This is a genomic window from Azotobacter beijerinckii (assembly GCF_900110885.1).
In the GTDB taxonomy this organism is placed as follows: domain Bacteria; phylum Pseudomonadota; class Gammaproteobacteria; order Pseudomonadales; family Pseudomonadaceae; genus Azotobacter; species Azotobacter beijerinckii.
In genome coordinates this window covers 35,144-61,274 of record NZ_FOFJ01000017.1, presented here as the reverse complement: position 1 = coordinate 61,274, position 26,131 = coordinate 35,144, and the positions used below count along the sequence as shown (strand labels likewise).

Annotated in this window: 22 protein-coding genes and 1 pseudogene; 11 read left to right on the top strand and 12 right to left on the bottom strand. The window is 66.9% G+C overall.

Annotation, left to right across the window (positions count from 1 at the left end; all coding sequences use genetic code 11):
- Positions 1-6 precede the first annotated feature (6 nt).
- The 4 genes from fdxH (at position 7) to moaA (ending at position 3,509) form a co-directional block, all read left to right on the top strand.
- A complete protein-coding gene (fdxH, locus tag BMY22_RS10855) occupies positions 7-882 on the top strand; it encodes a formate dehydrogenase subunit beta (protein WP_279626356.1) in 876 nt (291 codons plus the stop codon).
- On the top strand, positions 879-1,526 hold the full coding sequence (locus BMY22_RS10850) for a formate dehydrogenase subunit gamma (protein WP_090621882.1): 648 nt from the start codon (positions 879-881) through the stop codon (positions 1,524-1,526). The genes fdxH and BMY22_RS10850 overlap by 4 nt, the downstream gene beginning before the upstream one ends.
- The gene (fdhE, locus tag BMY22_RS10845) at positions 1,523-2,434 is read left to right on the top strand and encodes a formate dehydrogenase accessory protein FdhE (protein WP_090621881.1); all 912 of its coding nucleotides are present in this window, start codon (positions 1,523-1,525) and stop codon (positions 2,432-2,434) included. Before BMY22_RS10850 ends, fdhE begins: the two co-directional genes overlap by 4 nt.
- An 82-nt stretch (positions 2,435-2,516) precedes the next feature.
- Entirely contained in the window at positions 2,517-3,509 is a 993-nt protein-coding gene (gene moaA / locus BMY22_RS10840; protein ID WP_090621879.1) for a GTP 3',8-cyclase MoaA, read from the top strand.
- Positions 3,510-3,555: 46 nt separating this feature from the next.
- Here moaA and BMY22_RS10835 read toward each other — a convergent pair whose 3' ends face one another.
- Positions 3,556-6,441 (bottom strand): DUF3141 domain-containing protein, encoded by a 2,886-nt coding sequence (locus BMY22_RS10835; protein WP_090621878.1) that lies wholly within the window; start codon positions 6,439-6,441, stop codon positions 3,556-3,558.
- A 261-nt stretch (positions 6,442-6,702) separates the two neighbouring features.
- Between BMY22_RS10835 and phaP the strand changes: the two genes are divergently transcribed.
- Positions 6,703-7,236 carry a TIGR01841 family phasin gene (phaP, locus tag BMY22_RS10825; protein ID WP_090621876.1) on the top strand — a complete coding sequence of 178 codons (534 nt, stop codon included), beginning with the start codon at positions 6,703-6,705 and terminating at the stop codon, positions 7,234-7,236.
- A gap of 143 nt (positions 7,237-7,379) precedes the next feature.
- Here phaP and BMY22_RS10820 read toward each other — a convergent pair whose 3' ends face one another.
- Entirely contained in the window at positions 7,380-7,868 is a 489-nt protein-coding gene (locus BMY22_RS10820; protein WP_090621875.1) for a nucleoside 2-deoxyribosyltransferase, read from the bottom strand.
- Between the two features lie 103 nt (positions 7,869-7,971).
- Positions 7,972-8,241 (bottom strand): DUF2790 domain-containing protein, encoded by a 270-nt coding sequence (locus BMY22_RS10815; RefSeq protein WP_090621873.1) that lies wholly within the window; start codon positions 8,239-8,241, stop codon positions 7,972-7,974.
- A gap of 290 nt (positions 8,242-8,531) precedes the next feature.
- Here BMY22_RS10815 and BMY22_RS24335 point away from each other — a divergent pair, with 290 nt between their 5' ends.
- Positions 8,532-8,684, top strand: coding sequence for a hypothetical protein (locus BMY22_RS24335; RefSeq protein ID WP_167363729.1), 153 nt, complete (start codon positions 8,532-8,534; stop codon positions 8,682-8,684).
- A 508-nt stretch (positions 8,685-9,192) separates the two neighbouring features.
- Here the strand turns inward: BMY22_RS24335 and BMY22_RS10810 are convergent.
- The 6 genes and pseudogenes from BMY22_RS10810 to BMY22_RS10785 form a co-directional block, all read right to left on the bottom strand.
- Positions 9,193-9,460: pseudogene (locus BMY22_RS10810) on the bottom strand (DUF2790 domain-containing protein).
- 222 nt (positions 9,461-9,682) lie between these two features.
- Positions 9,683-9,949, bottom strand: coding sequence for a DUF2790 domain-containing protein (locus BMY22_RS10805; RefSeq protein WP_090621871.1), 267 nt, complete (start codon positions 9,947-9,949; stop codon positions 9,683-9,685).
- Positions 9,950-10,623: 674 nt separating this feature from the next.
- Positions 10,624-11,517 (bottom strand): efflux RND transporter periplasmic adaptor subunit, encoded by an 894-nt coding sequence (locus BMY22_RS10800; RefSeq protein WP_090621870.1) that lies wholly within the window; start codon positions 11,515-11,517, stop codon positions 10,624-10,626.
- A gap of 21 nt (positions 11,518-11,538) precedes the next feature.
- Positions 11,539-11,739: a DUF1656 domain-containing protein gene (locus tag BMY22_RS10795; protein ID WP_090621868.1), complete on the bottom strand. Its 201-nt coding sequence runs from the start codon at positions 11,737-11,739 to the stop codon at positions 11,539-11,541.
- On the bottom strand, positions 11,729-13,906 hold the full coding sequence (locus BMY22_RS10790; RefSeq protein ID WP_090621867.1) for an FUSC family protein: 2,178 nt from the start codon (positions 13,904-13,906) through the stop codon (positions 11,729-11,731). The genes BMY22_RS10795 and BMY22_RS10790 overlap by 11 nt, the downstream gene beginning before the upstream one ends.
- A gap of 9 nt (positions 13,907-13,915) precedes the next feature.
- Positions 13,916-15,430: an efflux transporter outer membrane subunit gene (locus BMY22_RS10785; RefSeq protein WP_090621865.1), complete on the bottom strand. Its 1,515-nt coding sequence runs from the start codon at positions 15,428-15,430 to the stop codon at positions 13,916-13,918.
- 205 nt (positions 15,431-15,635) lie between these two features.
- Here BMY22_RS10785 and BMY22_RS10780 point away from each other — a divergent pair, with 205 nt between their 5' ends.
- Positions 15,636-16,583 (top strand): LysR family transcriptional regulator, encoded by a 948-nt coding sequence (locus tag BMY22_RS10780; protein WP_090621864.1) that lies wholly within the window; start codon positions 15,636-15,638, stop codon positions 16,581-16,583.
- Positions 16,584-16,589: 6 nt separating this feature from the next.
- Here BMY22_RS10780 and BMY22_RS10775 read toward each other — a convergent pair whose 3' ends face one another.
- Complete coding sequence (locus BMY22_RS10775) at positions 16,590-17,597, bottom strand: substrate-binding domain-containing protein (RefSeq protein ID WP_244158850.1); 1,008 nt, start codon at positions 17,595-17,597, stop codon at positions 16,590-16,592.
- Between the two features lie 158 nt (positions 17,598-17,755).
- Positions 17,756-18,811: an RNA-guided endonuclease InsQ/TnpB family protein gene (locus tag BMY22_RS10770; protein WP_090621861.1), complete on the bottom strand. Its 1,056-nt coding sequence runs from the start codon at positions 18,809-18,811 to the stop codon at positions 17,756-17,758.
- A gap of 21 nt (positions 18,812-18,832) precedes the next feature.
- On the opposite strand from BMY22_RS10770, the gene tnpA reads away from it, so the two are divergent.
- Entirely contained in the window at positions 18,833-19,249 is a 417-nt protein-coding gene (gene tnpA, locus BMY22_RS10765; protein WP_090621859.1) for an IS200/IS605 family transposase, read from the top strand.
- Positions 19,250-19,834: 585 nt separating this feature from the next.
- Here tnpA and BMY22_RS10760 read toward each other — a convergent pair.
- Entirely contained in the window at positions 19,835-20,707 is an 873-nt protein-coding gene (locus BMY22_RS10760; RefSeq protein ID WP_090621857.1) for a helix-turn-helix transcriptional regulator, read from the bottom strand.
- A gap of 116 nt (positions 20,708-20,823) precedes the next feature.
- Between BMY22_RS10760 and BMY22_RS10755 the strand changes: the two genes are divergently transcribed.
- From BMY22_RS10755 to BMY22_RS10745, 3 genes are all read left to right on the top strand, one after another.
- On the top strand, positions 20,824-21,087 hold the full coding sequence (locus BMY22_RS10755; protein ID WP_139211282.1) for a hypothetical protein: 264 nt from the start codon (positions 20,824-20,826) through the stop codon (positions 21,085-21,087).
- Between the two features lie 252 nt (positions 21,088-21,339).
- Positions 21,340-22,191: a restriction endonuclease gene (locus BMY22_RS10750; RefSeq protein ID WP_244158849.1), complete on the top strand. Its 852-nt coding sequence runs from the start codon at positions 21,340-21,342 to the stop codon at positions 22,189-22,191.
- A 38-nt stretch (positions 22,192-22,229) separates the two neighbouring features.
- Positions 22,230-26,093, top strand: a complete 3,864-nt coding sequence (locus tag BMY22_RS10745; RefSeq protein WP_090621854.1) for a DUF3427 domain-containing protein — start codon at positions 22,230-22,232, stop codon at positions 26,091-26,093.
- The last annotated feature ends 38 nt before the right edge of the window (positions 26,094-26,131 follow it).

Genomic DNA, 26,131 nt, shown 5'->3' with positions numbered 1-26,131 from the left:
ATGTCCATGCAATCCCAAGACATCCTCAAGCGCTCGGCGACCAGCGCCCTGACCCCGCCGACCCAGGTCCGCGACCACCAGGCGGAAGTCGCCAAGCTGATCGACGTGAGCATCTGCATCGGCTGCAAGGCCTGCCAGGTCGCCTGCTCGGAGTGGAACGACCTGCGCGACGAGGTCGGCCAGAATGTCGGCGTCTACGACAACCCCATCGACCTCAGCGCCAAGAGCTGGACGGTGATGCGCTTCGACGAGGTGCAGCAGGAGAACGGCCGGCTGGAATGGCTGATCCGCAAGGACGGCTGCATGCACTGCAGCGATCCCGGCTGCCTCAAGGCCTGCCCGAGCCCGGGCGCCATCGTCCAGTACGCCAACGGCATCGTCGACTTCCAGTCCGAGCACTGCATCGGCTGCGGCTACTGCGTCGCCGGCTGCCCGTTCAACGTGCCGCGGATCAGTCAGGAGGACAACAAGGCCTACAAGTGCACCCTGTGTTCCGACCGCGTGGCGGTGGGCCAGGAGCCGGCCTGCGCCAAGACCTGCCCGACCGGGGCGATCAGCTTCGGCAGCAAGGCCGACATGCAGCACCTGGCCGGCCAGCGCGTCGAGGAGCTGCACGGCCGCGGCTACGCCAACGCCGGCCTCTACGACCCGCAGGGCGTCGGCGGCACCCACGTGATGTACGTGCTGCACCACGCCGACCGGCCCGAGCTGTACCACAACCTGCCCAAAGACCCGCGCATCAGCAGCGCGATCCACGGCTGGAAGGGCTGGATGAAGCCGGTCGCCGCCGTGGCCTTCTTCGCCACCCTGGCCGGTACCCTGTTCCACTACGTCGGCGTCGGCCCGAACCAGGTCGACGAGCATGAGGAGACCGAGACATGAACAAGCGCGACATGATCCTGCGCACCCGCTTCCCCGAGCGCGCCTGTCACTGGGTGATGGTGATCTGCTTCTTCCTCGCCGCGCTCTCCGGGCTGTCGTGGTTCTTCCCGACCCTCGGCGGGCTCGGCGCGGTGCTCGGCACGCCGCAGATGGCGCGCATCCTGCACCCTTTCCTCGGCGTCGCGGTGTTTCTCGCCCTGGTCTACCTGTTCATCCGCTTCGTCAAGTACAACCTGCCGGAGCGCGAGGACCTCGCCTGGTTCGCCAACCTCAAGGACGTGCTGCTCGGCAACCACGACAAGCCCCTGCAGATCGGCAAGTACAACGCCGGCCAGAAGATCCTGTTCTGGGGGATCATGAGCCTGATCGGCGTGCTGCTGCTCAGCGGCCTGGCGATCTGGCGGCCGTACTTCGCCCCGGCCGTCCCCATCCCGCTGATCCGCCTCGGCCTGTTCCTGCACGCCGCCGCCGGCATCGCGCTGATCCTGCTGATCCTCGGCCACGCCTACCTGGCCTTCTGGGTCAAGGGTTCGATTTCCGGGATGGTCACCGGCTACGTCTCGCGCCGCTGGGCCAAAAGCCACCACGACCGCTGGTACCGGCAGATCTCCAGCAAGCCGGCCAGGGGCGAGGGCGGCGAATGAACAGCATCCGCCTGGTTTCCGACGAGCAGCCGAGCGGTGGCGTCGGCGCCATCGTGCCGCTGATCCTGCCCGACCTGAAAAACCGCTACGGGCGCCGCGCCGCGCGCCTGCGCCAGCTCGCCGAGGGCCACCCGATGGCCGACTACCTGCGCTTCGCCGCCGGCATCGCCGAGGCGCAGCAGCAGGTTGCCGAGGCGCTGCCGCTGCCCGCAGCGCTGGCCGCCACGCTGCCCGCCCGTCTCGGCGGGTCGCTGCCGCCGCTGGAGGCCACCCGCCTGCCGCGCGAGCGGCACTGGCGCGAACTGCTGCAGGCACTGTTCGAGCGCCTGCCGGCCGCGGCGAATCCGGCCGTGGCACAGACCCTCGCCGGGCTGCGCAGCTGCGACGGGATCGCCCTGGAGAAGCTGGCCGACGCCCTGCTGGCCGGCGACTACCTGGTGGTCGGCAGCGACCGCGCGCCCTTCCTCTGGGCCGCGCTGTCGCTGTACTGGACGCAACTGGCCGCGCAGTTGCCGGCCAGCGGCGAGGCCCGGGTCGGCGAGGGTCGCCAGTGTTGCCCGGTGTGCGGTGGCGCGCCGGTGGCCAGCGTGATCCGCGGCGGCGCCCAGAGCGGCCTGCGCTACCTGCAGTGCGGGCTGTGCGAGAGCCGCTGGCACATGGTGCGCACCAAGTGCAGCCACTGCGAGGAGGGCGGCCGGCTCGACTACTGGTCGCTGGACAGCGAGCAGGCGGCGATCCGCGCGGAAAGCTGCGGCGACTGCAACAGCTACCTCAAGGTCCTCCACGAGGACCGCGACCCGCAGCTGGAGGTGATCGCCGACGACCTGGCCTCCCTGGCGCTGGACGCCGAGGTGGAGCGCCAGGGCTTCTTCCGCAGCAGCCTCAATCCGTTCCTCTTTCCGGGCTGAGCAGGGGGCGAGGCGTAGGGTGAATAAGGCTACGCCGTTATCCACCCTGCGAGTTCACCGCATACTTTTGACGAGAATCCCCATGGCCAATGCATTGCAGGACGGCTTCGGACGCACCATCGACTACCTGCGGCTGTCGGTGACCGACCGCTGCGACTTCCGCTGCGTCTACTGCATGGCCGAGGACATGCGCTTTCTGCCGCGCCAGCAGATCCTCGGCCTCGAGGAGCTGTACCGCGCGGCCCGGCTGTTCGTCGGCCGCGGGGTGAAGAAGATCCGCCTCACCGGCGGCGAGCCGCTGGTGCGCCGCGACATCCTCGGCCTGTGCGAGCGTATCGCCGCGTTGCCCGGCCTGCGCGAGCTGGTGATGACCACCAACGGCGCGCAGCTGGCCAGGCTGGCCCGGCCGCTGGCCGAGGCTGGGGTGAAGCGCCTTAACATCAGCCTGGACAGCCTGGACCCGGCGCGCTTTCGCGCCATCACCCGCACCGGCGAGCTGGCGCGGGTGCTCGACGGCATCGAGGCGGCCCGCGCCGCCGGCTTCGAGCGGATCAAGCTGAATACCGTGGTGATGCAGGGGCGCAACGCCGACGAGGTGCTCGCGCTGGTCGACTACGCCGTGGCGCGCGGGCTGGACATCAGCTTCATCGAGGAAATGCCGCTGGGCGAGGTCGGCCGCTCGCGCGGCGAGGCCTTCTGCTCCAGCGACGAGGTGAGAGCGCGGATCGCCAGCCGCTACGCGCTGCTCGACTGCGCCGAGCAGAGCGGCGGGCCGGCGCGCTACGTGCGCCTGCCGGCGCATCCGGCCAGCCGCATCGGCTTCATCTCGCCGCACAGCCACACCTTCTGCGCCAGCTGCAACCGCCTGCGGCTGACCGTCGAGGGCCGCCTGCTGCTCTGCCTCGGCCACGAGCAGTCGCTGGACCTGCGCGCCCTGCTGCGCCGCCACCCGACCGACGACCGGCCGCTGGTGGACGCCATCGACCGCGCCCTGCTGCACAAGCCGCAGCAGCACGACTTCTCCGCGAGCGGCGAAGTTCAGGTGCTGCGCTTCATGAATGCCAGCGGGGGGTAGCGAGACGCGGTAGGTGCCAGCGAGCTGGCCCTACCGGATGGGGGCGTTACTTGCTGGTGGGCTTGCGCGGCCGGCCGGGCTGGCGCGGTTTGGCGGGCGTCCTGGTCGCCTTCGTCGCCGGGCTGGCGGCTTTTGCCGACGGGGCGGCTTTGCTCGGAACAGTCGGCGTTTCCGCGGTAGCCGGGATGGCTTCGGCGGGGGCGGGCGGCGCTTCCGCGCTGACCGGGGCGGCTTCGGCAGAGGCGGGCGCTGTTTCCACGGCGGCCGGGGCGGCTGCGGCGGCGGGTTGCGGCTCGCCGCTCGCCGGGGCCTCGGTCACCGTGTTCGAGCGGACGCGGATGTGCGGCTTGGTTGCGGCTTCCGCCTTGACCTCCGCCGGCGGCTCGGCGGCGACAGGCTCGGCCACCGGCTCGGCCGCGGCACCGATTGCCGGCTCGGCCACGGACTCGGCCTGCGGTTCCGGCACGACGGCGGGTTCGACGACCGGGGCCGGCTCGCTCGGCGCTTCCGCCCCGACCTGCGGCGCCGCGGCTTCCGCTGCGGGCTGCTGCGCTTGCGGCTCGGGCGCCGGAGCGGCGCTTTCCTCGGCGATGGCCTCGGCAGCGACGGACGGCGCCGCGACGCTCGCCTCGGCGATCACTTCCGGGGCCGGCGCGGGCAGTTCCGCGCGTAGCCGGGCGAAGTCCGCCTGCGGCAGCTCCAGCACTTCGAACAGCTGGCGCCAGAGTTCGCCCAGTGGGCCGTCGCTGCGCTGCCAGTCGGGTTCGATGCGCACGACCTCGGCGAGAATCCGCTGGCGTTCCTCCGGCTCGGGAAGCAGCTCGGGCAGGCTCTGCAGGCTCTCCTCGGGGTAGGCGAAGACCAGCAGGTTCTGCAGCCGGGTGGTTTCCCGCAGACTGGCGACGTCCGGGACCTGCGGGTCGCTGCTGGCCCGGCGGCGGTAGTCCTTGACGATGTTTTCCAGCATGTCCTTGTCCAGCCGGCCGCTGGCCCGGGCGAGCAGCAGCAGGATGCGGATCGCCGCCTCCCGCGCGTCGCCCAGCGGCAGGGCTTCGTGCAGGCGCGCGATCAGGGCGCGGTCGCGTTCGCTGGCGGGTTCCGCACTGCTCTTCGCCTGCCTGCCGCTGGCGAGGGTGCTGAGCCCGCCGTAGAACATGTGGAAGGCCAGCTCCTGGCCGGCGTCGCGGAAGTCGCGCCAGGTATCCAGGGCGTTCTCCACGCAGCCGGAAACGAGTTCCTGCCAGGCCAGCAGCGGGTTGTCGGCCCGCACCGGGCGGCGCTGGCGGCGCGCCAGCTCGGCCGTCCCGGATAGCCACCAGAGCGCCGGGTTCAGGCTGCTCCAGGCCAGCCGCTGCTGGTGGAAGGGGTGGCTCTGGCGCAGCAGTTCGGCGCCCGGCTCGTCGACCGCCCGGCTCAGCCAGGGGCGTACCGTCCAGTCGTAATAGGTGCTGCTGATCGCCGAGACGCGCTCGACCAGGGCGAACTCCCGTTCGTCGTCGCGGCCGTCGTCGTCCGCGACGATGTCGGCGATCCGTCGCGGCTCGAAATGCACCTTGTAGGCCTGCGTGCGGTCGTCGGCGTGGGGCACGTCGTCGATGATCAGTTCGAACAGCCCGGGCGGCAGGGCCTTGATCGCGTCGATCGCGCCGATCAGCTGGCGGTGCTCGCGGCGTGCCACCTTGCCGGAGACGAAGATGCCCAGGTGGCCGATGCTGGCGTGCTTGAGGTAGATGATGGTGCGCCCGGCCGAGTGCAGCGCCAGATCGTTGGGGTAGAGGTCGACGATCCAGTTCAGGGCCTGCTGCGGCGGGGTGATGTTGTCGCCGTAGGAGCAGAACACCACCACCGGCGCCTCGATCTTGCGCAGGTCGGTGAGGCTGCCCCGCGCGCCGGTCAGGCGGTTGCCGATGAACAGGTCGTCGACGATGACCTCGATCTCCTCGCTGTTGAACAGATTGGGGCTGCCCCACCAGCGCTCGAAGTCGAGGAAGCGCGGCGCTTCGCTGTCTATGCTGGAGAAAAGCTCGTAGTACTTGCCCCACAGGGCGTGGGCCGGGTCGAGATTCTCGAAGTTGCTGACCAGCCAGGTGCCGTCGAAGCGGCCGTTGCCGAGGTCGCTGCCCAGGCGGGTCATCCAGGCGCCGCCGAGCAGGCCGCCGGCATAGCGCATCGGGTTGCGGCCGTTGGTCCCGGCCCAGTAGGAGAGCGGGGCGCCGACCACCACCACCAGCCCCGGCAGTTCCGGACGCAGTGCCGCCAGTCCCATGAGCGCCCAGCCGGCCTGGCAGTTGCCGATCAGCACCGGCTTGCCGGCGTGGGCGTGGCGCTCGCTGACCAGTTCGATGAAGCGGGCCTGGGCGGCGGCGACGTCGCCCAGCGTCTGGCCGGGCTCCGAGGTGTGGCTGAAGGCGATGAAGTAGGTGGGGTGTCCGGCGCGCAGGCTTTCGCCGATCTCCGACTCCTCCTTGAAGCCGCCGATGCCGGCGCCGTGCCCGCCGCGCGGATCGATGACGATCACCGGCGGCAGGGCGACGTCGGTCATCTGGCCCACGCCGGGGAGGATGCGCAGCAGCGAATAGTTGACCGGGGAGGGCAGGCTGCGGCCGTCGAGCAGGAGTTCGTGGTCGAACTTGAGCAGCACCGGGTAGCCGGCCTGCCGGTGGTTCAGGGTGTTGTCGGCACGCTGGCGCAGGGTGTCCCAGAATAGCAGGGTGCGCTGGTTGAAGTCGCTCAGGTAGTCGAGCCAGTCGGTGGCGTTGGGCACCTGCGGCGCGCTCTCGGCCAGTGCCTGCAGCGACTTCTCCTGGCGCCGGCGAATGCCGTCCTGCAGGTTGCGCGCCTGCAGCTTCTGCAACTCGCCGATATGCTGTAGATAGTTGTGGAAAGAGGAGAAGCAGTCTTCCTGCTGCGCAAAAAAAGTCTCCTGGCTCATGATCACCCTCTTCGTGTGGAGTAAGGCCAAGCAGTGCGTTCCTCCAGGAGAAGCCAGTCGATGTGGATTCGAATGCCATGGAGGGTCGGGGACGATGGCCCGTTTCTTATAGCGGAGGGGGCAAGGGGGGAGCAAACTTTTTTTGTGCAATGCAAAAAGTCGATGCAGCAAGGCTTTCGGGAAAGTGATAATGCGGTCAGACGGTTCGCCGCGATCCGGTGCGCCTAGCCGACCCGGTCGTTGCCTTTGGGAGGTTCAGATATGTCCATCTTTGATTCGGAAGCGTTCCAGAACGGTCAGCCGTCCGGGCTGGATGCCGTGCAGCGGCTTGGCAAGGGGGTGATCGACGGCAGCGAGCGGCTCGCCCGGCTGCAGCTCCAGGCGCTGCGCGTGACCAGCGACGGTTTTTTCGCCAGCTGGCGCCGGCTGCTCTCGGCACACGGACCGGAGGCGGTCGCCGAACTGTCCCCGGCAGCCCAGGCGGAGCGGCTGCTGGAGTACGGCCGGCAGGTTCAGGAGCTGGCTTCGGCGAGCCAGAGGGTCTTCCTCGATCTTGCCCGACAGCAGATGGACGCTAGTGCCTCGCAGCTGCGCGGCATGGTCGCGGAGCTGTCGAAGAACGCGCCGGCGGACGCCGAACCCCTGGTGAGCGCCCTGGAGACGGCGGCGAAGAGCGCCGACTGCCTGTATGGCCGCGGCTGGAAGGCTGCCGGCCAGGGCGTGGAGCTGGCCGACAACGTGATCCGCCTGAGTCGCGAGGCGGGCCGGCTGGTCGCCGGCAAGCCGAAGGGCTGAGCCGGCGTCGGGGCATCTGGGCGAAGCGCATGGCGCCTTCGCGAGAGACCCCGGGTTTGGGGCGGCCTCGGTAGAGCAGCACGGCCAAGGCCGCTCCTATCCCTCCGATTTTGCGATTCGCCGAGGGCCCCCGGTGTCCCGTTTCAGACGCCGAGATGCCGGGCCAGGGCGGCGACCGCCGCTTCCACCGTCGCACTGTGTCCCGCCCAACTGCAGGCGAGCATCAGGTTGCGCGGCAGGCCGAAGTCTTCCACCTGCCAGCCCTGTGCGTCGCGTCCGTCCGGGTCGTGGGGAACCTGGGCGCGCAGGTCGCCGGCGGGAGCGAAGCAGACCCACAGCGGCTTGCCGAGGGCCACGGCCATGCCCACCTCGAATACCGTGCCGGAGTCCGGTTCGTGTCCGCGGAAGGGCTCGAGGTTGGCCAGCACGGCATCGGCGCTGCGCAGCAGAGCGACGTTCGCGGCAAAGATCCACTGCGCTGCGGCGGCCGGCGCGAGGCCCGCGGGCAGTGCGTTGTCCAGGGGATAGAGGCCTTCCAGGCCGTGCGCGGCGCACAGTCGCTTGAGATGGGCTCCGTGCTCGAGAGCGTCGCGGCGGAACACGTCCGGCCCCGCCAGATAGACTTTCGGCATGGCATTTCCCCCGCGTTGGCTGGCCGGATGGCCGGGGGAAGCTTCGCTCAGGCCCGGGCGGGCGGCAATGCCCGGGGCGGCGGATGGAGCCTGGAGGCGACGCTCAGTTTGTGCAGCCTTTGCCCATCGCCATGTATTCCATGACGTGACGCTGGCCATGGTGATCCTCGTAGGTCATCTGCACCGGCGCGGCTTGGCAGACATTCGGAACTGCGGAAGTCCTGATGACCCGGGCGATGTCCGGGTGCATCCCATAGCGATAGTGTTCAACTTCCAACGATTTCGAATGATTCGCGGAGATCGGCAGTTCGTCAGCCGCCACCATGCACGAAATTCCAGCCAAAGCCAGCAAGGCCAATGCTTTTGCTTTCATCGAGAATTACCTGTAAAGCGAAGTTTTATCGACAACTTCCCCGGCCTCGCGGTGAACCGGGCGAAGTTGTTGTCCAACCTTTCGGGTGTTGCGGTTGGGCAATGAGCCGCTTCCGGTTCGGCAATTCATCTCCGGAAGGTGAGTTCATTGTAATGATTTTGAAACAACTATTACAGAACAATAACAACAAAGACTTTTGACCAAATGGGCAACAATTACCGCATGCCCGTCAGAGGCCGCATGGATCGTTCGAGGCCAGATGTGGCGGGGCTTTCAGGAGGATGGAAACGATGAAAATGGGCTCCTGGCAACAGCGTGCGGTTCGCCAGTTTTCTCTTTTAAGGCGTGTTTTAGTAATGCTGTTATTTGTATTGCGTAATAATCTGTGCAGTGTTTCCGCTCTTTGTGGTGCTGGGAAGTGGCATTTTGATGTGGTGCAGTGATGTGGTGCGGTTCGCTTGCTGGTTATGTTAAGGCATGTTTTGGTAATGCTGTCATTTATCTGATGTAATAATTCGCGTGGCGCGTTGATATGTTTGAAAAAAGGCCTGGGGTACCGGATGAGTTCAAGTGAAGAGTTCTCAGAGGACTCGGGATGAATTTCATTTATCAATGCGGCACTTTTTCGCAGGGGAATGGCAAGTCGACGAGTAAGTAGGCGGTCGGAAGTTATGTGACAGTTGCAGGCGCTCGTGGGGGCGGCCTCGGCCCGAAAGGTTTCGGCGATCCCCGCTTTCGCGGTCAGGGTTGCTTCCACGGGCCTGCCCTTGCTAGCAGCGGTCCGGTAACGGGCGCGGCGCTGGGGTGACGATCACCGTACCGGTGAGGTCGGCCGCCAGAGGTAGGACCTTCGGCACCGTATCGAGCTGGATGCGCACCGACACCCGGCGGGCCGGGCAGGTCGGGGGAAACTTCGCTCAGGCCCGGGGGCGGGCGGGAGCCTGGCGGCGCTCAGTAGCTCCCGCAGCCGCGGCCCATGACGCTGTATTCGAGGACGTGGCGCCTGGCCGTGGCTGTCCTCGTAGACCATCTGCATCGGCACGACTTCGCAGACGTTCGGAATCTCGGTGATCTTGATGACCCGGGCGATGTCCGGGTCCATCGAGTAGTCGTAGTGCTCGAGGCGGGGGGCGCCGGTGGTGTCCGCGGTCATCGGCCGGGCTTCGGCCATGGCCATGCAGGAAACCCCGGCCAGGAGCAGCAGGGTCGACGTTTTCATCAGGTTGCCTGTCGGAAAGGTCTTCGGGAGGCTTCGGCCGGCCCCGCGAGAGGCCGGTCGAAGGGTGCGGAGAGAAGCGTCCGCGGGGTCTGCCGTCCGGTGTCGTCACTTGCGTGCGGACGGCGGAGTCACTCTAGCGACTGCGGGGGACGGGTTACATGGCCGATTGCGACAAGGAGCGTTGAGCGGATCGGCAACAATGCCCGTCTTCGCGCTGGACGGTCAGCCGTTCGAGCAGCCGCTGCCCATCACCAGGTATTCCATGACGTGACGCTGACCCTGGTGATCCTCGTAGGTCATCTGCACCGGCACGGACTGGCAGACATTCGGCACCGCGGAGGTCGTGAGGACCCGGGCGATGTCCGGGTGCATCCCATAGGCGTAGTGTTCAACTTCCAACGATTTCGGATGATCCGCGGGGGGCGGCAGTTCGTCGGCCGCCACCATGCACGAAACTCCAGCCAAAGCCAGCAAGGCTAATGCTTTCATCGAGGATTACCTGTAGAGCGAAACTTTATCGAAAACTTCCCCGGCCTCGCGGTGAGCCGGGCGAAGTTGTTGTCCAACTTTCGGGTGTTGCGGTTGGGCAATGGGTTGCTTCCGGTTCGGCAACTTTTTTCCGGAAGGTGAGTTCATTGTAATGGTTTTGAAATAACTATTACAGAAACAATAACGCCAAAGACTGTTGACCGGATTGGCAACAATTACCGCCTGCCCGTCAAGGCCCTGCCGGGTCGCTGCTGGCCAGATTTGGCGGGGCTTTTCGGGGTGTTTTGAGGAATGAAAAGAGCTTCCTGGCAACGGGGACAGGTCCGCTCGTCGATTCTTTTGAAGTGTGTTCTGGTAACGCTGTTATTTGTTTTTCGTAATAATCCGTGTGCTGTTTCTGGCTCTTGGCGGCAGCGGAAAGTAGCGCCTGGATATGTCCGGCGAAAGGCTTGTGGGAGCCAGTGAGTTCGATGGGAAAGTTGTTGGCGGAGGCGGGAGGTTTTTCTTTGTCAATGCGGCAGTTTTTTGCTGGGGAATGACGGGTCGACAATAAGAAGGCGGCGGGAAGTTATGTGACAGTTGCAGGTGCTTGTGGAAGCGGCCTCGGCCGAGAGCGAGAGGCTCCGGCGCTCCCCGCCCTCGCGGCCAGGGCCGCTCCCACGGGCCTGCTCTGGCTACCAGCGATCCGGCAGCGGACGCGGCGTGTCGGTGCTGGGGATGACGATCACCGTGCAGGTGAGGCCGGCCGCCAGGGTCACGCCCTCCGGCACCGCGTCGAGCTGGATGCGCACCGGTACCCGGCGGGCCAGGCGCACCCAGTTGAAGGTCGGATTGACGTCGGCGACCAGCTCGCGGCTTTCCGGGTTGTCGCGGTCGTAGATGCCGCGGGCGATGCTGTCGACCCGGCCGGTCAGGCGTTCGCCGCTCATCAGGCGCAGCTCGGCCTGGTCGCCGACGCGGATCAGCGGCAGGCGGGTTTCCTCGAAGTAGCCGTAGACGTAGAAGGAATGGCTATCCACCAGGGCCAGGGCGGCCTCGCCGCGGTTGGCGAAGTCGCCCTCGAAGACGTTGAGGTTGGTGACGTAGCCGTCGACCGGCGCGCGCACCTCGGTGCGGCCCAGGTTGAGCCGGGCCAGGTCGAGCTGCGCCAGCGCTTCTTGATAGTCGGCCTGGGCGGCGCTGGCCAGGTGGCTGGCGTTGATGCGGCTCTCCCGCGACACCACCATCGCGTCGAGGTCGGTCCGCCGCTGGGCGTTCTCCTGGTTCATCTGCAACTGGGCCTTGCGCGCGGCTACCAGGGCTTCGGCCTGCTTGAGCGCCAGGCGATAGTGTTCGTCGTCGATGCGCAGCAGCAGGTCGCCCTTCTTGACCGGCTGGTTGTCCTTCACCGCCACCTCGACCACCAGGCCGGCGACGTCGGGGGCGATGTTGATCACGTCGGCGCGCACCCGGCCGTCGCGGGTCCAGGGCGAATCCATGTAATGCACCCACAGCGTGCGCACGATGTAGGCGGCGGCGGCGAAGACCAGCAGGGTGAAGACGACACTGATGACTCTTTTCCAGGACATATCCGGGCCTATGTGGGGCGGTCAGCGGTAGATGTACAGGGCGATCAGCCCGTACAGGCAGGTGAACAGGCTCATGCGCAGCAGGGTCGGGTGCCAGGCATGGCGGTAGAGGCCGAACCAGGCGAGCAGCCGGTCGAGGGCCCAGCTGCCGGCCAGGGTGGCCAGGAACAGCAGGGTCAGGCTCGGCATGTAGACGCCGAACAGGGCGATTTCACGGGGCATGGACGACTCTCCCGGCGAGGCTGGCGGAGCCCTCGGCCAGCGGCGAATTGGGATCGAGCAGCGAGCTGCGGATGAAGTGCAGGTAGCTGAGTACCCGGCGCAGCGGCGAGCTGTCAAACTGCGGCGGACGCAGCTCGGGGGTGTCGCGCACCGCCTGGATGGCCTGCTCGACCGCGGCCAGGGCGCGCTGCCGGTTGGCCTCGTCGGGCTGGATGAACAGGCGCACCAGCGCGCGGCCGAGCGCCCGGACGCCGAGCTGCCAGGGGGTGTCCTCGGCATAACAGGGTTCGTCCGGCAGGGCGGCCTGTTCCTGGCGCAGCTCGATCACCGCATGGCCGATCTCCAGCACCGCGAACATCCAGCGCAGCAGCTGGCGCTGCACGTCCGGGCGGCGTGCCGCCAGACCGTAGGCCTGGTTGAGAAGGTCGTGGGTGCCGCTCTCGAAGCCGTCGACCAGCCCCTTGAGCTTGCCGCTGACGGCGAACACCACGCGCATCCGCAGATCCTGCTCGAGGCGCCGCCACAGCCAGGGGCGGTCGGGCGGCAGGATCAGCATGGACACCACCACCAGGCCCATGGAGGCGAGTATCGCCAGGTATTCGTTGAAGAAGTGGTAGGGCAGGTAGTGGGTCTGGTTGGCCGGCAGGGCGAGCATGCAGAACCAGATCAGCAGGCCGACGCCGTAGCCGAGGGTCTGCGGACGGGCGAGGAGGAAGGCGCCGAAGGCGATCACCGGCACCAGCGAGGCATAGAGCAGGGCGAAGCCGTCCAGCCAGGGGAAGATCCAGAACTGCAGGACGAAGCCGGCCACCGCGCTGCCGGTCGCGCCGACCAGCAACTGCCGGCTCAGGCGCGCGGGGTTGGCCGAGGTCGAACTGAGCGCCGAGACCAGCCCGGCGGTGAGCACGAAGGTGCTGCCGCTGGGCCACGAGCTGGCCAGCCAGAACGCGCTGAGCGCGAGGATCAGCAGGGCGCAGCGGATGCCCGCCACCGCCGCGGCCAGGCCGTTGGCCCGGGGGGTGAAGCTGCCCTTCCAGCTTTCCCGGGCATGGTGCTGGTCGGCCAGCGAGGCCTGGGTCTGGGCGTAGCCGTGGAGGTCGTTGGCGAAGCGGAACAGCAGCTCGGCGGCGGTGTTGAAGTCGGTCAGCCGCGCTTCGTCGGCCTGCCGTTCGACGAGCTGCTGGCGGCCGTCGCGGATGCGCTGCATCAGCGCCTGCTGGCTGATCTGCAGGCCCTGAGCCAGGCTCGTCGCGTCGCCCTCGCTGTACAGGCGCTCGGCGAGCGGCGCGAGTTCCGCGCCGAGCTGCGCCAGGCACGGCTGCAGCGCCTCCAGCACGTGGCCGCCGGCCTCGCCCTGGAGGCGCTGGAGCAACTGGTAGAGGGCGTGGAAACGGGTCGAGAGGACCATGAACTCGTTGTTCAGGCGCGCCAGGCGGCCGCTGCGCAGGCGGATGTTGGGGTCTTCGAAGGCGCTGGCGTTGCGCAGGTTCTCCAGGGCCACCGCCTGGGCGGCGAAGCGCGCGCTGAGCTGCTCCATGCGCTGCGGCTCGAGTTCGCCGGCCAGGCCCGCGCAGGCGAATCCGGCGAAGTCGCGAAAGCGCGTGGCGAGGGTGGCGCGCAAGGTAGCACCGCTGGTCTGCGGGAGGATCAGGCCCATCACCAGGCCGGTGCAGAGAATCCCCACGGAGATCTCCAGCACCCGCCACAGGGCCTGCATGAAGGCGCCGTCCGGGTTGAAGGTGGCCGGCAGGCCGATCATCACCGCGGTGTAGCCGGAGAGCACGCAGGCGTAGCCGCGAAAGTCCCGGTAGCGCGCCGCGCCGGCGGTGCACAGGCCGACCCAGATCGCCAGGCAGAGCAAAAACAGCACGCGCTCCTGGTTGAACAGGGCGATCAGGGTGACCATCACCACCAGGCCCAGCAGGGTGCCGATGATCCGGTAGAAGCTCTTGGCCAGCACCTCGCCGCTTTGCCGCTGCATGACGATGAACACCGTGGCCAGCACGGTGCTGGGCTGCGGCAGTTCCAGGCGATAGGCCAGCCAGAGGGCGACGAAGGCGGTGAGCAGGGCCTTGAACACGAATACCCAGGTCATGCCCTCGCTCAGTGCCCAGTCGCCCAGGGCACGGCGGAAGGCGCCGACCGGTGCATCGGCCACGGTTTTCATGGGGATTCCTCAGTGGCGACCGGGGAGGTGCAGGGTAGTCTTGTGAGCGTCCAGCTGCTCGGCGGCGGGGCCGCTGTCGTCCGTCAGCGCGCCGCCGCCGAGCTCCACCCAGAGGTCGGCCTGGGCGGTCAGGTGGGCGGCGTGTATCTGCTGTTCGAGGAACTGCTGATCGAACAGCTGGCTCTGCGCCTCGAGCACCGAGCGGTAGTCGGTCAGGCCGCGGCGGTAGGCCTCCTCGGCCAGCTGGTAGCGGCGTTCGGCGGTCTCCAGGCCGTGGCCGACGAAGATCTCCTGCTCGTGCAGCGAATGCAGGCGAATCAACTGGTCGGACACGCCCTTGAGCGCCTCCACCAGGGTCTGGTTGTACTGCTCGACGGCCAGGTCGTAGGCCGCGGTGGCTTCGCTGAGCTTGCCGCGCCGGCGCCCGCCGTCGAACACCGGCAGGCTCAGGGTCGGGCCGATGCCGTAGGTCAGTTTGCTGCCGTTGGTCAGGAAATTCAGCATATCGCCGGTCGTCGAACTCGCGCCGAGGAAGGCGACCAGGTTGACGTTGGGATAGAAATCCGCCTTGGCGACCTCGATGCCGCGCGCCTCGGCGGCCACCTGCCAGCGCCGGGCGACCACGTCCGGGCGGCGGCCGAGCAGCTCCAGCGGCAGGTTCGAGGGCAGGGCCGGCTCGCCGTGCAGCGACAGCTTCGGCCGTTCGAGCCGTGCCCCTTCGCCCGGCCCCTTGCCGGCCAGGGCGGCCAACTGGTTGCGGGTCAGGGCGATCTCCTCTTCGATCAGGTCGATCTGGCGGTGGGCTTCCGGCAGCGGCGCTTCGGCCTCGCTGATCTCCAGCTGGGTGCCGATGCCGATCGCCAGGCGTTCGCGGGCCAGCTCCAGCAGTTGTTCGCGCTGCTTGAGTTCGGCCTCGGCGATGTCCAGCCGGGCATGGTGCAGGGCCAGCTGGATGTAGGCGGCGACCACGTTGTTCTGCAGCTCCAGCGCCGCGGCGCGCTCCTCGGTCGCCGCCACCTCGGCGAGGCTCAGGGCCCGTTCGGTGTCGCTGCGCAGGCGGCCCCAGAGGTCGAGGTCGTAGTTCATGCCCAGCGCGGTGGTATTGTTCCAGCCGGTGGTGTCGCCGAGCACGCCGGGGCCGTAGAAGTAGCGGTCAGCCGGCCAGTGCTTGCGTTGCACCGAGGCATCGAGTTTTACCTGCGGCGCATGCTCCGACTCGGCGACCCCGGCCAGCGCCAGGGCCTGGCGCAGCCGCGCGGCCGCCATGGCCAGGTTGGGGCTGCCGGCCAGGGCCATTTCGACCCAGGCGTTCAGTTGCGGGTCGCCGTAGGCCTGCCACCACTGATCGCGCGGCCATTCCACCGTCCTGTCGGCCTTGCGGATCGTCTGGTCGGTGGTCAGCTTCGCGTCGTCGAAACGCAGGGCCTGGGGGATGATGCCGCGACTGTCGATACAGCCGGAAAGCGTCGAGAACACAGCGAGCAGACTGGACAGACAGAAGCCCGACCACAGGTTGCGGTGCACTGTAGTGATCCTGATGTTGCGGGAGGAGGGAGAAGCTTTGAGTCAGGTCAATTTTAAGAGGGGATGGGCAAGAGAGTAAGGCGACTGTTAGATGATTGATTTTGTACTAAAAGGCCATAATCCTTGGCAGACTGCCTGCCCGTGAGCGGCTGGCGGCGCATTCCTGTCGCGTCCGGCCCCTCGTCATCCAGTGGAACAGCGATCGATGGACATTCTCTCCCACATGCGCATCTTCGTCTGCGTGGCGGAAACCGGCAGCTTCACTGCGGCTGCGACCCGCCTCGACCTGACCACTTCCTACGTTTCGCGGGCGGTCGCCACCCTGGAGGGGCACCTGCGCACCCGCCTGCTGCACCGCACCACCCGGCGCATCGCCCTCACCGAGGCCGGCCAGCGCTACCTGCAGCGCTGCGAGCAGATCCTCGGCTACATCGCCGAGGCCGAGGCCGAGGCCGGCCAGGCCCACGCGAACCCCGCCGGCAACCTGAAGGTCCATGCGGTGACCGGCATCGGCCACCACTACCTGATCAAGGCCGTCGCCGAATACAGCGAGCAGTACCCGGAGGTCAGCTTCGACCTGACCCTGGCCAACCGCACCACCGACATCCTCGACGAGGGCTATGACATCTCGGTGGTGACCGCCCCGGAGCTGCCGGACTCCGGGTTCATCTCCAAGCAGCTCGGCAAGATCTACAGCGTGCTCTGCGCCTCGCCGGCCTACCTCGCCCGCCGCGGACTGCCGCGCGAGCCCGCCGACCTGGCCGGACATCGCTGCCTGCGCCTGGTCTATCCGGTGATGAGCCTCGACAAGTGGCTGCTCGACGGCCCCGACGGCCAGGAGCTGGTGAGCGTCAGCCATACCCATTTCCAGGTCAACACCGTCGACGCCATGACCGTGGCGCTCAAGGCCGGCATGGGGGTCGGCGCCCTGCCGGTCTATTCGGCACTGGAAAGCCTGCAGAACGGCAGTCTGGTGCGCGTGCTGCCGGAGTACACCCTCTATCCGCTCGGGGTCTTTGCGCTGTACCCGTCGCGGCAGTACCTGGATGCGAAGATCCGCACCTGGGTGGAGTTCCTACGCGACTACATTCCCCGCCACCTGGAGGCCGACCTGCGCAGCCTTGCCGAGTGCAGCCGGCAGTTGCAGGTCTGAGCGGCTTCAGGGGTTCGCCGGCGCGGCTCCGGGCAGGTAGACGTGGCTCTCGACGAGAACCCGCTCGGCGACGGGCAGGCCCTGCGCCAGGCGTTTCATCATCCAATAGCTCTGCCGGCCGATCTCGCGGCTTTCCATGCTGAGATAGGCCTGTACCAGCCCGTCGTCGAGCAGCGCGAGCTGCGCCGCGTTGGGTTCGGGGGTGGCGATGATGGTCGCTGGGCGACCGCCTTGCTTGTCGAGCCTGGCGAGCAGCGGGCCGAGTTGCCCGCGATAGGTGTCGGCCTGGTGGATCGGCCAACTGCCGGTGCTGATGATGACGTCGGCTTCGCCGGCGTCCATCAGGGTGGCGAGCTTGAGCAGCGCGTTCTGCTGATCGTCGGTGTCGTACAGCGGACAGCGGGGCGGTTCGCTCCAGCCATGTTCTCCGCTCAGCCGGTCGCCTGCTTCGTTCGCGGCCGGCTCGCCGCGCAGCTGCTGGCGGATGCCCCGGATGCGTTCCGAGAGGTTGGTGTCCTGCGGTCTGCCGCTCAGGATGCACAGCCTTCCGCCCTGCGGCCTGAAGCGCTGGGCGAGCATGCCCAACTGCTGGCCGAAGAGCAGGTTGTCGAGCCCGACGTAGCCCTTGCGCAGCGGCTGCTCGGCGGGCCCGAGGTCCGAGTCGAAGGTGATCAGTGGCGTCTTGCCGGCCCGTTGCAGGGCATGATCGGCCAGCCACTTCGAATGGGTCACCGACAGGGCGATACCGTCCAGCCCCCTCTCGAAGGCCGCTTTCAGGGCCTCGTTCTGTCGGCGGAAATGCGTCGGCCCCGCAGCGCCCAGCAACAGGCAGCTATCGCCCTGGGCCTGGGCGGCCTCGGCACAGCCCTCGGCGGCCAGGATGAAGAAACGGTGGTCCACCCGCTTGGCGACCAGTGCGAACTGCAGCGGGGCGGCGCTGGCGAGGGGGGCGAGCAGCAGCCCGCAGAGCAGAACCGCAAGGCGAGGAAGGCGGAAAAAGTGCGGTCTTTTCAAGCCAGATCCTTGCAGGCTGTAGCATTCCGGCAGGTCGGCGTGCCACATGGGCTGTTCGATGCGCCGACGTCTGTCCCGAATGATGTCATTCCTGCCAGGGCGGCACCAGATCGTGAATTGCCAAAGCCTATGGAGGTTAGCTTGACATCCTCCCCGGCCTAAAGGCCGTGGATTCCCACTCCTGGACGGCCATGCCCGGCCGCGAGAATGTTCCTGGCCGCGTTCACGTCGCGGTCGTGCGTGACATCACACGCACTGCAGGTCCATTCCCTTATTCGTAGTCCGTTGACACCCTGCGGGCCGCTGAGCGATCCGCAGGATGAACAGGTACGGGTGGTGTACGCCTCACCCACTTCCTTGAACACGATGCCTGCGTGAGCGCATTTGTAGGCCAGCATCGTTTTCAATTGGCCCCAGCCGGCATCCAGTACCGACTTGGCCATCCTGGTTTGGGCGAGTTTCGCGGAGCTTACGTCGCCCACGATGATCGTGCCGTGCCGGTTCACCAGCGACCGGCTGAACTTGTGTAAGGCATCCTTGCGGCGATTGGCGATCTTGGCATGAATCGCTCGGACGCGGGAGTTCCTGTGGGCGCGCTGGGCAGTTGCCAGCTTGTCCTCCATGCCGCCATAAAAGCGGCTGTTCTCCAGCCTGGTGCCATCGCTACAGGTCGCTACGTCCTTCAGCCCTAAGTCTATGCCGATGGCGTCCTGGCCGAGCGGCACGGCAACATCGACCTCGACGACGACATTGAAGTACCAGCGGCCCCGGCCATCCTCACTGAAACTGCCCGAGCGGAACGGGTATTGGCTCAGGCCGTAGCTATCCCAGACCTTGAAGTAGTGGCCGTTGTGGTAGACCTGACCGTTTTTCCAACTGGCCGCGCCGGCCTTAAATGGAGTCCAGCCAAGGGAGCGACGAGCGCCACCGGACTTGCGCCAGGCTAGCCGGTTGCGTTTGAACTGGACCCTGCGGGTCACATACTCGCGCGATACTTCTTGCAGAGTCTGGGAGTGAAGGGCCAGCTCCTTGCCAGCCCCCTTGGTGTACCGATCCATGTCGTAGGCCGACAGAAAGACTCCACGCTCACGGATCGAGCGCTGGCTGAGTTCGTTCAGATAGTTCCAGACGAAGTTGACGCTGCGGGCCATCTGCCGGAGCAGCGGAGCATGCTTGTCCCGAACGCGAACTTGTAGGGTCTTGGTCTGTTTCATGCCGTCAAGTATATTTGGTCCATGAAAGAAGACACAGCAATTCGCACAGGAAGACACTGCATTTTCGAGCTGCACGCCCATTTGGTCTTTGTTACCAAGTGCCGAGGGCGTGTGTTTTCGTCTGAGCATCTTGAGACGCTGGAAAACCTGTTCCGAAAGGTTTGCCAAGACTTCGAGGTTGAGCTGCGTGAGTTCAATGGCGAGACGGACCATGTTCATCTCCTGGTGAACTATCCGCCGAAGGTGGCTCTCTCGAAGCTGGTGAACAGCTTGAAGGGTGCCTCCAGTCGTCGAATGAAGCAGCTCCACCCTGAGCTGATCGCGCCGGCATACCGGAGCAACGCGCTATGGAGCCCCAGCTATTTCGCTGGATGCGTAGGCGGAGCGCCGCTTTCGGTTGTTAAGCAATACATCGAACAGCAGACGAGGCCGCTATAGGGGGCGCTAAGCGCGCCCCGCGCTATCCATCCCCGCACTAAAAGTACGGGGCCTTCCGCGCATTCCGGTAAATCCTGGATGCCACTCCGATCGCGGGGAGTGGGTATCGCGACGTCCGGAGCGGCTGGTGGTCGGGGACACGTGGGGTGCCGGCCGCGCGGCGTTTGTGCCGGCAGGTGTCCTTCCGCCAAGGACGGCACCCGGCTGGCGGTCGATGGCCGGGCCTGCTTGTTCGCGGACAAAACAAAGGAGGCGCGGGGTCACCCCCTGCCTCCTCGCTTGTTTCGCACTCCCTGTGTTCATCATCCTGATGAATCGTCGTCCTGCGATGTCCCTGACCGTCATCCTTGACGGCCTGTGTCGATCCGTCGACGTGGGAGCGATATTAATGACCTGCCCGAGCAGGGCAATCGGTCGGAAATACCCGCCGAGCGCGCTTCCGGGCGCCGGAAAAAGCGGATGCTGCCAGCCTTTCAACGAGTTGGCGTTATGCCAGTACGGTATGAAAAGGACTCCGATCATTTCCTGCTTACCATATTCGTGGGCAATGGCTTACAGGGCGCGATACCAACCGGGATGGATCGCTCACCTGTAGAGCCAACGCTCCAGTTCCTCCAGGTTGGCCACCACGATCTGCTGGGCGGCGGCCTTCGGCTCGATCTTGGTGGTGTCGATCTGGAAGCGCTGCAGCACGTACTGCACCAGGGCACCGCGGCTGGCCACCGCCAGATGCCCGGCGCGCATGCCGTAGTCGGTCTCGATGATCGCCCGCTGCTCCGCGCTGAGGCGCGGGTCCGGCTCGATCCGGAGGGTCACCTCGGCATTCCAGCCCTCGTCTTGGGCGCGGCCGTGTGCCGAGGCCTCCAGCAGTTCCGGCACGCCGCGCAGGCGGCTCAGCACGAAGTCCCGGTAGGCGCGGTTCTTCTCGCAGTAGGCGCGCACGTGCCAGCGCATCCCGGTGTAGACCAGCGTGTGGGGCGCGATCAGGCGCCCTTCCGGCTGCGGGTTGGCCAGGGAGACGTAGCCGATTTCCAGGCGCAGCCCCTCGCGACAGGCCTTGAGCAGCGGCCGCAGCACCTCGGCGCGTACCGTGCGGTCCGGCACCCGCAGCACTTCGGTGTGCGCATAGGCCAGGGCCAGGCCCTCGACGTGCGGTGCACGATCGTGGTTCTGGTTCAGCAGGTGCAGATAGGCGTCGGCGCTGTCGTCGATGAACCGCGGCTGGAACTGCGCGCTGGGCACGTAGCCCTTGAGCTGCCGGTCATATGTAAGGTTTTCGGGCGCATGCTCCGCGATGTAGGCGTTGATGTCCTTGGAGGCCTGCTGCCGGCTGATGCCGAAGCTCTGCATCAGGTGCTGCGTGGTCAGCCGCCCCTCCCACCAGGCGACCGTTTCAATCAGCCGATAGCGCAATGCCAGGTCCCAGCGCACCTGGGCAGTCGATTGTTCGCGTTTCATGGCCTCTCCATCCGTGCGAAAACTTTACCTGTATAAGTCTACATTCTAGATATGTCTTTTAAAGTTACATATCTTGCCGCGGTCATTCGATGAGACGTACTGCCGGAGGAGAGGGGATGGACGTTATGGGTCTGCTGGGGAATGTGGGCAGCGTGTTGCTGCTGGGGAGCTTGTCCCTGTCCGCGCTGGGCCTGTTGCTGCAGGGCCGGCGGATCGGCAAGCAGGAGGAGGCGCTCGACGAGGCCAGGGCCTCCCTGGTGCGCTTGCGCAGCGCAGCACAAGGGCTGTTGAAGCTGTGCCGCGAGCTGCGCTCGGCACTGCGCGCGGAACGGGCACGCAGCAAGCGGCTGGAGATGCAACTGAGGCTGCTGCGGCAATAGATGGCGGAGCCGGGCGATGCGCTCCGGCTTGCCGGGGCGTAGCGGGGCTTTGTGGCCCGTGGCGGTAATGCAGTAGTCTTGCAGCCCGATTCCACCCCATCCCCGCGGACCGTGATTCAGTCCAGCGCTTGCCTCGCCTGCCAGGGAACCGGCGGCAGGATGGACAGCCGCCGCGCCGTCCGCCCGATCCGCATGCTCCCCCTGGCAAGGCTCCTGAATAGCGGCGCAGCATTGCCCGACAGGAGCCCCTCGTTGTCCCGAAGCAAAAGCTCGTTCGTTGCCGGCCTGATCCGGTTCTGCGCCTGGCTGCCCTGGTGGCTGAGCCTGCCTGCCGGCGTCGCGGCCTGGTGGTTCCTGCATCCCCTGGCGGAGCAGGGGCCGCTGCCCACGCTGGGCAGCCTGGCCACCCTCGACAGTCTGGCGGAGCTGGAAAAGCTGGTCCAGAACCTGACCCGCCACCCCGACCTCGCCCTGGACCCGCTCGTCACGGTCGCCGCCTGGGGCGGGCAGTATCTGCTGCCCGGCCTGCTGGGCATCGGCGCGCTGGTCTCCGTGGTCAGGCGCAGCCGGCAGAACCAACTCTTTCGCAAGGCGCTGAGCGACCCGGGAGCGGCGGCGGATGGGATCGACTGGCAGCAGTTCGAGCGCCTGGTCGGAGAGGTTTTCCGTCGCCAGGGCTATACCGTCGAGGAAACCGGGGCCGCCGGACCGGACGGCGGCGTCGACCTCGTCCTGCGCAAGGGCCGCAAGCGGTTTCTGGTGCAGTGCAAGCAGTGGCGCGCCCTCAAGGTCGGCGTCAAGGTGGTGCGCGAACTCTACGGGGTGGTGGCGGCGCAGGGCGCGGCGGGGGGCTTCGTGGTGACCTCCGGGCATTTCACCGAAGACGCCCGGCAGTTCGCCGCCAGCTGCAAGCTGACTCTGATCGATGGCGAAACCCTGGACTACTGGATCTCCGGCGTGTCGGGCCGGTCGGCGTCCACGCCCCGGAATTGCCCGCTCTGCCGCGCGCCCATGGTGCGGCGCACGGTCAAGCGCGGCAGCAAGGCCGGCACGCAATTCTGGGGTTGCTCGAACTACCCGGACTGCCGCGGCACCCGGACTTGAGCGGCGGCTGAACCCTCCATGGATAAGGACGCACAGCCTTGAGCGACACGCACCGCTACTACGAGACCCAGGCCCGGCAGTTCTTCGCCGAAACCGTGGGGCTGGAGATGGGCGAACTCCACCGGCGTTTTCTCGACGCCATCCCCGCCGGCGGCCATCTCCTCGACGCCGGTTGCGGCTCGGGGCGCGATGCCAAGGCATTCCTCGCGCGCGGTTACCGGGTCACCGCCTTCGATGCTTCGCCGGCGCTGGCCCGGCTGGCCGGCGAGTACCTGGGCCAGCCGGTGGTCGTGCGCCGCTTCGCCGAGGTCGAGGAAACGGCGCTCTACGACGGCATCTGGGCCTGCGCCAGCCTGCTGCATGTGCCTCCGGCCGAGATGCCGGAGACCCTGGCCCGTCTGTGGCGGGCGCTCAAGCCGGGCGGCGTGTTTTATTGCAGCTTCAAGCTCGGCCAGGGCGAGCGCGGGCAGCAGGGGCGATATTTCACCGATGCCGACGAAGCGCGTTTGAGTACCTGGTTGGCGCCGCTGGAGCAGGTGGCGAATATCCAGTGCTGGCGCACCGCCGATGCGCGCCCGGAACGAGGCGAGCAATGGCTCAACGGCCTGATCCGTCGCGCCGCGGCTCCGGTGGCGCGCCTGGTCAGCGGGGACGAGGGCAATCCCTTCCTGCCGCACCTCTGCCGCGCCATCCACGGTGCCGACGAGATCGATCTGGCGGTGGCCTTCGTCAAAAGCACCGGCCTGCGCCTGCTCCTGCCGGACCTGCTCGCCGCCTTGGAGCGTGCGGGCGGGGATGGCCACCCCGGTTCGGCGGCCCGCGTGCGCATCCTCACCAGCGACTACCTCGACGTCACCGACCCGGACGCCTTGCGCCGGCTGATGTTGCTGCAGGAGCAGGGCGCCCAGGTGCGCATCTTTGAGTGCGCCAGCGGCAGCTTCCACCTGAAGGCCTACCTGTTCGCCGGCCAGGACGAGCAAGGCCGCCTGCGCGGCCAGGCCTTCATCGGCTCCAGCAACATCAGCCGGCAGGCGCTGCAGGAGGGGCTGGAGTGGAACTACCGCATCGACTATCCCGGCGATGCGGGCTTTCTCGAAGCGCGCAGCCGTTTCGAAGAGCTGTTCGCCCAGCCCCGCGCCCTGCCGCTGAGCCATGCCTGGATCGACGCCTACGAGGCGCGGCGCGTTCCGCCGCCGCGTGCTGTCGCACCGGGTAGCCAGGAGGTGGAGCCGTTGCCGGAGCCGACAGCGGTGCAGCGCGAAGCCCTGAAAGCCCTGGCGCAAACCCGTGCGAACGGCTTCCTGCGCGGCCTGGTGGTGCTCGCCACCGGTCTTGGCAAGACCTGGCTGGCGGCCTTCGACACCGCCCAGGCCGGTGCCCGGCGCGTGCTGTTCGTCGCCCACCGCGAGGAAATCCTCAACCAGGCGGCGGAGACCTTCCTACGCATCCGCCCGGACTGGCGGGTCGGCTTCTACCGCGGCCAGCAGCGCGACAGCCAGGCGGACGTGCTCTGCGCCTCGGTGCAGACCCTCGGCCGCGCCGAGCATCTGGAGCGCTTTGCGGCGCAGCATTTCGATTACATCGTCGTCGACGAATTCCACCACGCCGCCGCGCCGACCTATCGCCGCCTGCTCCAGCACTTCGTCCCGGCCTTTCTGCTCGGGCTGACGGCGACCCCGGACCGCACCGACTGCTCGGACATCCTCTCGCTGTGCGACGACAACTTGGTGTTCGAGACCCATCTGTTCCGCGGTATCGAAAGCAAACTGCTGGTGCCCTTCCACTACTACGGAATCTTCGACGAGGACGTGGACTACCGGGAGATTCCCTGGCGCAACGGCCGCTTCGACCCCGAGCAGTTGGCCCACAAGCTCGCCACCCTGGGCCGTGCGCGCCACGCCCTGAAAAGCTGGCGGCAACACGCCCAGCGCAAGACCCTGGCGTTCTGCGTGTCGGTCCGTCATGCCGAGTTCATGGCCGAGCAGTTCCGCAAGCACGGGATTGCGGCGAGCGCGGTTTACGCCGGTTCCGAGCTGTCGCGGGGCGAGGCGCTGGCGCAACTGGCCGACGGTTGCCTGCAGGCGATCTTTTCGGTGGATCTGTTCAACGAAGGCGTCGACCTACCGGCCATCGACACCGTGATGCTGCTGCGCCCCACCGAATCGAAGATTCTTTTCCTGCAGCAACTGGGCCGCGGCCTACGTAAAGCGCCGGGCAAGGACAAGCTGGTGGTGCTCGACTTCATCGGCAACCACCAGAGCTTCCTGCACAAGCCCCAGGCCCTGATGGGACGGAGCATGAACCACCGGCAACTGGCCGAATACGCCCGCGCCGCCGAGGAGCGCCGGCTGGCGTTGCCCGACGGCTGCTTCGTCAACTACGACCTGCAACTGATCGATTTCCTCAAGGCGCTGGACGGCGAGAGCCTCCAGCCGGACTACCAGGCCCTGCGCGAAAGCCTGGGCCGGCGTCCCACGCTGAGCGAGTTCTACCGGTCCGGGGCAAGCCTCAAAGAGGCGCGCCAGCAGTACGGCGAATGGTTCTCTCTGGTCGAGGGCATGGGCGACCTCGACGAAGCGGAGCGCGCGCTATTCGCGGCCCATCGGGCGTTCCTGCGCGAGCTGGAAATCACCGTCCTGACCAAGAGTTTCAAGATGGTCTTGCTGGAGGCCTTTCAGGAACTGGACGGCTGGCGCCAGGCGCCGGTGCTCGCCGAGCTGGCGGAGCGCTCCTGGCAGGTGTTGCGGCGGCGCCGGCCCTTGCTCGCCGACCTGCCGCCCGAGCAGGCGCAGCTGGCCAGCGGCCGGGAGCGGCAATGGCTGCGCTATTGGACGAGTAATCCGGTCAATGCCTGGATTGGCGGGAACCGCAAAGCCGGCGAAAAATGCTACTTCACGACACAAGATGAGCGCTTCGCGCCGTTATTTCAGGTGACTGAAGAGGACCGGGAGCGCTTCGCCGAATGGGTGCAGGAGCTGGTCGACTACCGCCTGGCGGCCTATGAGGTGCGCCAGTCCACCCAAGCTGCGCCCGTGGCCGCCTTGCCCGTTGTCCCGCGCACGGGCACCGAGCTGCCGTACTTCCCCAACCTGAAAATCGCCTGCGGCCACTTCAAGACCGGCCGCGCGGATGGCGAGGAGTACCGTCTGCTCGGCGAAGGCTTCGGTCGCCTCGACCCCGCACGCCACTTCATCGCCCGCGCCTCGGGCAACTCGATGAACGGCGGCAAGCACCCCATCCGCGACGGCGACTACCTGCTGCTGGAGCAGATCAATCCCAACAGCGCCGGTGCCATCACCGGCGCCACCCTGGCCATCGAGCGCCAGGACGAAGCGGGAGACAACCAGTACCTGCTGCGGGTGATCCACAAGGCGGCGGACGGTAGCTACCTCCTGCGCGCCAACAACCCCGACTACGCCGATATAGCGGTCGACGATGAATTGACCGAGCAACTACGCACCTTCGCACGGCTCAAGTCGGTGCTCGACCCGCTGCAACTGGCGGTTGGGCAGCGGCTGCTGCGCGAGGAGATTCCGGCGCTGTTCGGCGAGGCGTTCAATCCGGGCAACTGGAATTCCGGACATGTGTTCCTGCCGAAAGCCAAGGCCCATGTGCTGCTGATCACGCTGAACAAACAGGGCAAGGCCGACGCGCACCGCTATCTGGATCGCTGGATCGACGAGCGAACCTTTCATTGGCAGAGCCAGAACAAGACTACTCCGGAGGGCAAGCGCGGCCGGGAAATCGTCGACCACGAGAAACTCGGCCTCTCCATCCACCTGTTCGTGCGGGAGAACAAACTGGAAAACGGCAAGGCCGCGCCCTTCGTCTACCACGGGCCGGTACGGTATCGCAGCCATAGCGGCAGCGGGCCGATGAGCGTGGTATTCGAGGTGGCGTGACGAGGAGCGAAAAGCGACGAGTTCGAACCGCTGGACTA

What these genes read in the sequence shown, in the direction of transcription:
- fdxH (WP_279626356.1), top strand. Translation starts at nt 7, where the DNA reads ATGCAATCCCAAGACATCCTCAAGCGCTCGGCGACCAGCGCCCTGACC.
- BMY22_RS10850 (WP_090621882.1), top strand. Translation starts at nt 879, where the DNA reads ATGAACAAGCGCGACATGATCCTGCGCACCCGCTTCCCCGAGCGCGCC.
- fdhE (WP_090621881.1), top strand. Translation starts at nt 1,523, where the DNA reads ATGAACAGCATCCGCCTGGTTTCCGACGAGCAGCCGAGCGGTGGCGTC.
- moaA (WP_090621879.1), top strand. Translation starts at nt 2,517, where the DNA reads ATGGCCAATGCATTGCAGGACGGCTTCGGACGCACCATCGACTACCTG.
- BMY22_RS10835 (WP_090621878.1), bottom strand. Translation starts at nt 6,441, where the DNA reads ATGAGCCAGGAGACTTTTTTTGCGCAGCAGGAAGACTGCTTCTCCTCT.
- phaP (WP_090621876.1), top strand. Translation starts at nt 6,703, where the DNA reads ATGTCCATCTTTGATTCGGAAGCGTTCCAGAACGGTCAGCCGTCCGGG.
- BMY22_RS10820 (WP_090621875.1), bottom strand. Translation starts at nt 7,868, where the DNA reads ATGCCGAAAGTCTATCTGGCGGGGCCGGACGTGTTCCGCCGCGACGCT.
- BMY22_RS10815 (WP_090621873.1), bottom strand. Translation starts at nt 8,241, where the DNA reads ATGAAAGCAAAAGCATTGGCCTTGCTGGCTTTGGCTGGAATTTCGTGC.
- BMY22_RS24335 (WP_167363729.1), top strand. Translation starts at nt 8,532, where the DNA reads ATGAAAATGGGCTCCTGGCAACAGCGTGCGGTTCGCCAGTTTTCTCTT.
- BMY22_RS10805 (WP_090621871.1), bottom strand. Translation starts at nt 9,949, where the DNA reads ATGAAAGCATTAGCCTTGCTGGCTTTGGCTGGAGTTTCGTGCATGGTG.
- BMY22_RS10800 (WP_090621870.1), bottom strand. Translation starts at nt 11,517, where the DNA reads ATGTCCTGGAAAAGAGTCATCAGTGTCGTCTTCACCCTGCTGGTCTTC.
- BMY22_RS10795 (WP_090621868.1), bottom strand. Translation starts at nt 11,739, where the DNA reads ATGCCCCGTGAAATCGCCCTGTTCGGCGTCTACATGCCGAGCCTGACC.
- BMY22_RS10790 (WP_090621867.1), bottom strand. Translation starts at nt 13,906, where the DNA reads ATGAAAACCGTGGCCGATGCACCGGTCGGCGCCTTCCGCCGTGCCCTG.
- BMY22_RS10780 (WP_090621864.1), top strand. Translation starts at nt 15,636, where the DNA reads ATGGACATTCTCTCCCACATGCGCATCTTCGTCTGCGTGGCGGAAACC.
- BMY22_RS10770 (WP_090621861.1), bottom strand. Translation starts at nt 18,811, where the DNA reads ATGAAACAGACCAAGACCCTACAAGTTCGCGTTCGGGACAAGCATGCT.
- tnpA (WP_090621859.1), top strand. Translation starts at nt 18,833, where the DNA reads ATGAAAGAAGACACAGCAATTCGCACAGGAAGACACTGCATTTTCGAG.
- BMY22_RS10760 (WP_090621857.1), bottom strand. Translation starts at nt 20,707, where the DNA reads ATGAAACGCGAACAATCGACTGCCCAGGTGCGCTGGGACCTGGCATTG.
- BMY22_RS10755 (WP_139211282.1), top strand. Translation starts at nt 20,824, where the DNA reads ATGGACGTTATGGGTCTGCTGGGGAATGTGGGCAGCGTGTTGCTGCTG.